Origin of the sequence: Caulobacter sp. CCNWLW153, assembly GCF_036889365.1 — a bacterium.
In the GTDB taxonomy this organism is placed as follows: Bacteria; Pseudomonadota; Alphaproteobacteria; order Caulobacterales; family Caulobacteraceae; genus Caulobacter; species Caulobacter radicis.
Genome location: NZ_JBAKFV010000005.1, coordinates 358,993 through 366,127 on the forward strand (window position 1 = coordinate 358,993; position 7,135 = coordinate 366,127).

General features: G+C 69.9%; 8 protein-coding genes. 6 read left to right on the forward strand and 2 right to left on the reverse strand.

Annotated elements, in window-relative coordinates:
- The first annotated feature begins 103 nt into the window (after nt 1–103).
- The 6 genes from V6S85_RS10855 (at nt 104) to V6S85_RS10880 (ending at nt 4,320) form a co-directional block, all read left to right on the forward strand.
- Nucleotides 104–721, forward strand: coding sequence for an RrF2 family transcriptional regulator (locus V6S85_RS10855; protein ID WP_334348955.1), 618 nt, complete (start codon nt 104–106; stop codon nt 719–721).
- Entirely contained in the window at nt 714–1,469 is a 756-nt protein-coding gene (locus V6S85_RS10860) for a response regulator transcription factor (protein ID WP_334348956.1), read from the forward strand. The genes V6S85_RS10855 and V6S85_RS10860 overlap by 8 nt, the downstream gene beginning before the upstream one ends.
- An 83-nt stretch (nt 1,470–1,552) precedes the next feature.
- A complete protein-coding gene (locus V6S85_RS10865) occupies nt 1,553–1,924 on the forward strand; it encodes a response regulator transcription factor (protein ID WP_165828727.1) in 372 nt (123 codons plus the stop codon).
- 133 nt (nt 1,925–2,057) lie between these two features.
- Complete coding sequence (locus V6S85_RS10870; RefSeq protein WP_116565526.1) at nt 2,058–2,648, forward strand: glutathione S-transferase N-terminal domain-containing protein; 591 nt, start codon at nt 2,058–2,060, stop codon at nt 2,646–2,648.
- A 122-nt stretch (nt 2,649–2,770) separates the two neighbouring features.
- A complete protein-coding gene (locus V6S85_RS10875; protein ID WP_334348957.1) occupies nt 2,771–3,556 on the forward strand; it encodes an SDR family oxidoreductase in 786 nt (261 codons plus the stop codon).
- Nucleotides 3,557–3,561: 5 nt separating this feature from the next.
- A complete protein-coding gene (locus V6S85_RS10880; RefSeq protein ID WP_334348958.1) occupies nt 3,562–4,320 on the forward strand; it encodes an SDR family oxidoreductase in 759 nt (252 codons plus the stop codon).
- A gap of 64 nt (nt 4,321–4,384) precedes the next feature.
- Here the strand turns inward: V6S85_RS10880 and V6S85_RS10885 are convergent, their stop codons facing one another.
- Nucleotides 4,385–5,908, reverse strand: a complete 1,524-nt coding sequence (locus V6S85_RS10885) for an FAD-dependent oxidoreductase (RefSeq protein WP_334348959.1) — start codon at nt 5,906–5,908, stop codon at nt 4,385–4,387.
- A gap of 84 nt (nt 5,909–5,992) precedes the next feature.
- Nucleotides 5,993–6,760, reverse strand: coding sequence for an SDR family oxidoreductase (locus V6S85_RS10890; protein WP_334348960.1), 768 nt, complete (start codon nt 6,758–6,760; stop codon nt 5,993–5,995).
- Nucleotides 6,761–7,135 lie beyond the last annotated feature (375 nt).

The window sequence follows — 7,135 nt, forward strand, 5'->3', positions numbered from 1 at the left end:
CGGGGGGAGCGCCCCTCCCCCCTGAAGAGGGCGTGCATCGGTTAGCCGTTGCACGCCTTGGGAGAGCGGCGTGATAACGCGGACCAACCAAGGTCGCGTTACGATGAACAGCCCCCAGCCGCACGCCGAAAAGCCCGCCGGAAGCAAGCCCTCCCCGTCCCAGGGCGGCGGAGCGCTCTATGGCGCGGCGGTCGAGTACGGCATGCATTGCCTGACCTGGCTGGTCTCCCGCGACGCCCCGGTCAGCAGCCGCGACCTCGCCGAACTTCAGGGCGTGCCGCCCGCCATGATCGCCAAGATCATGCCCAGGCTCGAGAAGGCCGGAATCGTCGCTTCCAGTGGCGGCATCAACGGCGGCTATCGCCTGGCGCGACCGCCCGAGACCATCTCGATGCTCGACGTGGCCGACGCCATCGACGGCCGCAGGTCTCTGATCACCTGCCGCGAAGTGCGCCGCAACTGCGGGATGTTCGAGGACGAGGCCCCGCGCTGGGCCACGCGCCGCGTCTGCGGCATCCACGCCATCATGCTCCGGGCCGAGAAGGCCATGCGCGCCGAACTGGCCCGCACCAGCCTGCTCGATGTCGTCGACAACATCCCCGCTCCGCCCGAGTTCGCGCCGGAGATCGACGTCTGGCTCAGCGCGCGGGCGCGCGACAGAGAACAATCACGGATCTCGGCCATCAGGGCCGGAACGCGCAGGAGGTCTTCCGATGACTGAGCTCGTCTCATACGCGCCCGACCGCGGCGCGCGCATCGCCAACGCATGGTCGCCAGCGTCGCGCATCACGGCGGCGAGCGAACCGCGCAGCCTGTCGGCCGCCGAAACCCGGGGCGGCGACCTCGTGCCGCTGGTGATCGTGGTCGACGACGACGACGCCGTACGGCTGTCGATCTGCGAACTCCTGGAGTCGGTGGGCATAGAGTCGATCTGCTTCGGCTCGACCCGCGAACTTCTGGACGCCGACGTGCTGCACCGTCCCGGCTGCATGATCCTGGACGTGCGCATGCCTGGCCTCAGCGGGCTCGACTTCCAGAGCCACCTGGCCGCCAATGGCATCCTTACCTCGATCATCTTCCTCACCGGGCATGGCGACATCCCGATGACCGTGCAGGCCATGAAGGCCGGCGCCGTCGACTTCCTGGCCAAGCCGGCCCGCGACCAGACCCTGCTGGACGCGGTCAACAAGGCCATCGCCGCCGACCTGGCCAAGCGCGGCGACGCCCATACGACCCGCCAGAACGCCGGCCTGTTTCTCACCCTCACCCCGCGCGAGCGGCAGGTCATGAGGGCCGTAGTCCAAGGCGCGCTCAACAAGCAGATCGCCTACGACCTCGGCATCACCGAGGTGACCGTGAAGCTTCATCGCAGCAGCGTGATGAAGAAGATGCGCGCCCCCTTCGTCACCCACCTCGTTCGCGCCTGGCAGTCCCTGCCCGAGCATCTGCGGGACGAACTTCCCGGATAAGCCTTTTGGATAGGTAGGACCGGCCCCGGATCGGGACGATGGATAAGAGCCGCTATCGCCGTTCGCCGAGTAAGGGCCACAGTTTGTCCACCGCGCCTGTTTTCGCGATCATCGACGACGACGAGGCGTTGCGCCAGGCGCTGGCCGAGCTCCTCGAGGTTTCCGGCTACGATTGCCGCACCTTCGCCGACGCCGACGGCTTCCTGTCGGCCTACGCGCCGGGCCGCTTCATCTGCCTCGTCACCGACCTCAACCTGCCCGGCAAGAGCGGGCTGGTGCTGCAGCAGCACATGCGCTGCATGGATCCGGGCCTGCCGGTCATCATCATTTCGGCCAATCCCGACGCGCTGACCCGCTCGCGCTGCCTGGCCTCGGGCGCCGTGGCCTACCTGATCAAGCCGATCAGGGACCAGGTGCTGCTACGGCATCTGGCCGCCGCCCTGGGTCGCTGCTAGGGCGACCAGCCGCCGAGGGCCTGAACGCGCCATACCTTGGGATAGGTCGCCCCCGCCTCCTGGCCCAATCGCCCCGGCCGGGCCCGCGTCCTAGCGTCGCCCACCTCAGACAACACCGCGGAAGACCCGTTCCATGAAACTCTACTACGCCATCGGCGCGTGCAGCCTCGCCGACCGCATCGCCCTGGCCGAGGCCGGCATCGCCTGCGAATTCGAGCGCGTGGACCTGCACACCCGCACGACCGAGACCGGCGCCGACTACGCGGCCATCAACCCCAAGGGCTACGTGCCGGCCCTGGTGCTCGACAGCGGCGAGATGATCACCGAGAACATCGCCATCCTGTCGTGGATCGCCGAGCAGTCGCCGAAGCTGCGCCCCGAAGGCCCGCTGGGCTGGTTCCGCCTGCTGGAAGCCCTCGCCTACATCTCGACCGAGGTGCACAAGAGCTTCCACGCCTTCTTCGTCCCCGACGTCACCGAAGAAGCCAAGGACAAGGCCCGCGCCCTGGCGAGCCTGCGCCTGGAGTACCTGGCCGCCAGCCTCGGCGACGGGTTCCTGCTGGGCCATGACCTGACCGTGGCCGACCCCTACCTGTTCGTGATCATGACCTGGGCCAGGCCCAACGGCGTGGTCCTGCCCGCGCCGCTAGCGGCCTATTTCGAGCGCATGAAAGCCCGCCCGGCCGTCGCCGCCGCCCTGGCCAGCGAAGGCCTGCAGGTCTGAGATCGGGGGCGACCTGTACGCCCGTATAGGTCGCCCCCGCCCTTTCCCCCAATCGACCCCATCCCGCCCCGCCTTCTAGCTTTTCCGTCCAGGCCTTCGGGCCGCAAGCGGAGGCTTTCGAGATGAAGATCGTAGTGGTTGGCGGCAGCGGGCGGATCGGGGAGAAGCTCGTCTACAACCTGCGCCAGGACGACTATCGCGTCCTCGAGGCCTCGCCGTCCTTCGGCGTCGACGCGGTGACCGGCCAGGGCCTGGACGCGGCCTTCGACGGCGCGAGCGTCGTTGTCGACGTGACCCAGTCGCCCTCGCTGGACGGCGAGGCGGCCATGGCCTTCTTCGAGACGGCCGGCCGCAATATCCTGGCCGCCGGCAAGGCCGCGGGCGTCCGCCACCACGTCGCCCTGTCGATCGTCGGGACCGACCGCCTGCAGGCCAGCGGCTATTTCCGGGCCAAGAAGCGCCAGGAAGACCTGCTCAAGGCCTCGGGCCTGCCCTTCAGCATCCTGCGCTCGACCCAGTTCTTCGAGTTCATCAGCGGCGTCGTGCAGGACGGCTCCGCCCGCGAAGTGGCCCTGTCGTCCGCCCGCGTGCAGCCGATCGCCGCCGAGGACGTGGCCGCGACCCTGGCCGACATCGCCCTGAGCGATCCGCTGAACGGCACGGCCGAGGTCGCCGGTCCCGAACGCTTCCGCCTGCACGAGCTGGCGAGCGAGGTGCTGACCGCCTACGAGGACCCCCGTCGTGTCATGGTCGACGACGAGGTCCCCTATTTCGGCGCCCACCTGGACGAGGCCTCGCTGCTGCCGGAGGGCTTCCCCCGCCTGGCCCCGACCCGCTTCCACGACTGGCTGCGCGCCAGCCTGCAGGCGCCCGTCCCCGCCAACCAGAACCGCCGCAAGCAAGGGTGAATGTCATGAAGGTCGTAGTCGCAGGGGGAACCGGCGTGGTCGGCTCCCGGCTGGTGGACGTCCTGCGCCGCCGCAACCACGACGTCCGGATCGCCTCGCGCGCCTCGGGCGTCGACGTCGTCACGGGCCAGGGGCTGGACGAGATCATGGTCGGGGCCGACATCGTCGTCGACGTGCTGAACGCCCCGGCGTTCGACGAGGCGACGGCCATGGCCTTCTTCGAGGCCTCCAGCCGCAACATCCTGGCCGCGGCCGCCGCCGAGGGCGTGCGCCATCACCTGGCGCTGTCGATCGTCGGCTGCGAGCGGCTGCAGGGCAGCGGCTATTTCCGCGCCAAGCTGGCGCAGGAGAAGCTGGTCCAGGCCGGCGCCGTGCCGTTCTCGATCCTGCGCTCCACGCAGTTCTTCGAGTTCCTGGGCGCGATCATCGCGGACGGCCTGGACGGCGAGACCGTCCGCCTCAATCCGGCCCGCGTGCAGTTCATCGCGGCCGACGACGTGGCCGGCGCCCTGGCCGACCTCGTCGAGCGCTCGCCGGTCAACGGAACCATCGAGGTGGCGGGCCCCGACCCGTTCCGGCTGGACGACCTGGTGCAGCGCTACATGGCCTCGCGCCGCGACGGCCGCGCCGTGGTCGCCGATCCGCAGGCGCTCTACTTCGGAACGCCGCTCAGCGACGAGACCCTGCTGTCGGGCGGCACGCCGCGCTTTGGCCATACCGAGTTCGATCTCTGGCTGCGCCGCGCCTCCACCGCCGCGGCCTGAGATCGGACGGCTCGCGCGCCCCGGATCCCCTGGGCGCGCGAGTCCTTTTCGACCTTCCCGAAGATCAGCCTCCGGCCAGAACCTGCCCGGCCCGCAACGCGGCCATGTCGCGGTTCACCGTCGCCACGGCGACCAGGCGCTCTGCGTCGACGTAGCGAACCTCGGCGTCGCGGTCGGCCGTCGAACCGATTACCTCGATCCTGTCCCAGCGCTCGGCATGGCCGACATAGCGGATGGTCAGGTCGTAGTGCGCGCTCCAGAAGTACGGCGGCTCTCGCTCCGGCGGCAGGCCCAGCATGGTCGCCGCCGCGATCTGGCCCTGGCGCTCGGCCGCCACCCAATGTTCGACGCGAACCAGTTCGCCGCCGCCCCCGGGGTAACGAGCAATGTCGCCGGCGGCGAAGACGTGCGGATCGCTGGTGCGCAGGCGCTCGTCGACCACCACGCCGCGATCGAGGACCAGCCCAGCGGCCTGCGCCAGTTCCAGCCGCGGTCGCACCCCGATGCCCAGCACCACCAGGTCGGTATCGATGGTCGAACCGTCGTCGAGGGTCAGCCGCGCGCCGTCGAAGCCCTGCACCTTGCGGCCAAGGTGGAAGATCACCCCGCGCTCGTCGTGCACGGCCTTGATCATCGCGCCCAGTTCGGGCCCCAGCTTGGCTTCCAGCGGCGTGGCGTCCGGGCCGACGACATGCACCTCCAGCCCCCGCATCCGCAGCGCCGCGGCGGCCTCGAGGCCGATGAAGCTGGAGCCGACCACCACCGCCCGCCGGGCCGAGCCGAGGGCGGCGATCAGTCGGTCGGCGTCGCCCAGGCTGCGCAGCACATGGACGTTGTCGCGCGCGAAGTCCGGCCCGGGAGGACGGTTGGGCTCGGCGCCGGTGGCCAGCAGCAGGCGGCCGTAGCCGAGCGTTTCGCCGCCCCGCAGCGTCACCCGGCGCTCGGCCGTGTCGATGGCCTCGACGCGCGTGTCGAGCCGCAACGCGATCCCGCGCTTGCGGTAGAAGCCCTCGCCCTTCAGCGGCATCCAGGACGGATCGGCGTCGCCCGACAGGTAGTCCTTGGAAACGTTCGGCCGATCATAGGGCCCGTCACGGTCGGCGCTGACCAGGGTCAGGTCGCCGGCGTAACCGAGATCGCGAAGCCGCTGGGCGGCGGCAAAGCCCGCCGCGCCGCCGCCGACGATGACGATCGACGCCGGATCGCCCGACACGTCGCGCCCCGGCGCCAGGTTCGGCGCGGCCTTGGGCAGCTTTTCCCGGACGAAGATCCGCTCGCCCTCGATCTCCACCTTCCAGCGGTCGAGCGGCGCCAGGGCGGGTGCTTTCAGGGCCGCGCCGGTGCGCAGGTCGAAACAGGCGTGATGCAGCGGGCAGTTGATGGTCTGGCCCACGCGCAGGCCCTCGTGCAGCGGGCCGCTGTAGTGGGTGCAGGCGCCGTCGAGGGCGACGATCTCGCCATCGACCCGGGCCAGGATCACCGGCTGTTCGCCGACCCGGCCGGCGAACACGCCCGCCTCGGGAACCTCTTCTGCCGTCAGGCCCAGGGAAAGGTCGGGACGGGAAACATCTATGTCGGACTGGCTCATGACGGCCTCCTGCAGGCGGCTGAAACTAAAACGGCGCCGGACGCGAAGGGCTGCGTCCGGCGCCGTCATGAAGAGGCAGGTGGATCAGGCGGCCGGCGCTGGCGCCGGGACGCTGGTTTTCAGCCAGTCCTCGAACGTGGCCGATCCGAGGATGGGGGCGCCTCCTGGAACCAGCGAACGCTCGTCGAGCTCGACGCCGAAATAGAGCGCCTTGCGATCGCTCACGATCCTGCGGACGTCGCCCTTGGCCTGGAGATAGCGGGCCACGAACTTGTCGAGGCCGAAGGCTTCCGGTCCGGCCACCTCCAGCAGGCCGTTCACCGGCGCGGCCAGGGCGACGTCGGTCAGCACCTCGGCGACGTCGAAGGCCGAGATGGGCTGCACCAGCGCGGGCGAGACATGAACCTCGTCGCCCACGGTTCCCGCCTGGCCGATGCCGGCCACGAACGGGAAGAACTGGGTCGAGCGCAGGACGGTGAACGGAATCGACGAGGCGCGGATAAGGGCCTCCTGCACGATCTTGGCGCGGAAATAGCCGCTGTCCTGCAGGCGTTCGGTCCCGACCACCGACAGGGCGACGTGGTGCTTGACGCCCGCCTTGGCGGCGGCCGCCAGCAGGTTGCCGCCCGAGGCCAGGAAGAACTCCAGGGCCGGACCGGTCTCGAACACAGGCGAGTTGGCCACGTCGACGACGATCTCGGCGCCGTCCAGCGCTTCGGCAAGACCCTCGCCCGTGACGGTGTTGACGCCGGTGTTGGGCGCGGCCGCGACGGCCTCGTGGCCCAGGCGGGTCAGTTTGGCGACGACGTTCGAGCCGATCAGGCCCGTTCCGCCGATGACGACGATCTTCATCTTGCTTCTCCTCCAAAGACAGCCGCCGCAGCCTAAGAGAAGCGCCCGAACCCGCCATCGGTACGAGGGTATGCGACGCCGGCCGCGACGGCGTAGGACCTGGCCCAGCGCATGGACCAAGGACTGGCCCGCCTCGTCCGGGGGCGAGGCTGTTCGTCCCCGATCGATACGCTGGGCGGGCCGGACCTGGACCAAAGGCGTACGCCGCCCTGCCGCCGGGCGACCTCGCCCCGTCCCACGGACAGCTTGCCGCCTTCCGCGGCCGCCGGACGGCGAACGACCGCCCTAGACCAAGGCGCTAGGGTCCGTACTCAATAAGCGCTGGCGGTAATCGGGGGTTGCTGATTCAAGGCTTCTGAAAGGGAGCCTTGAGAT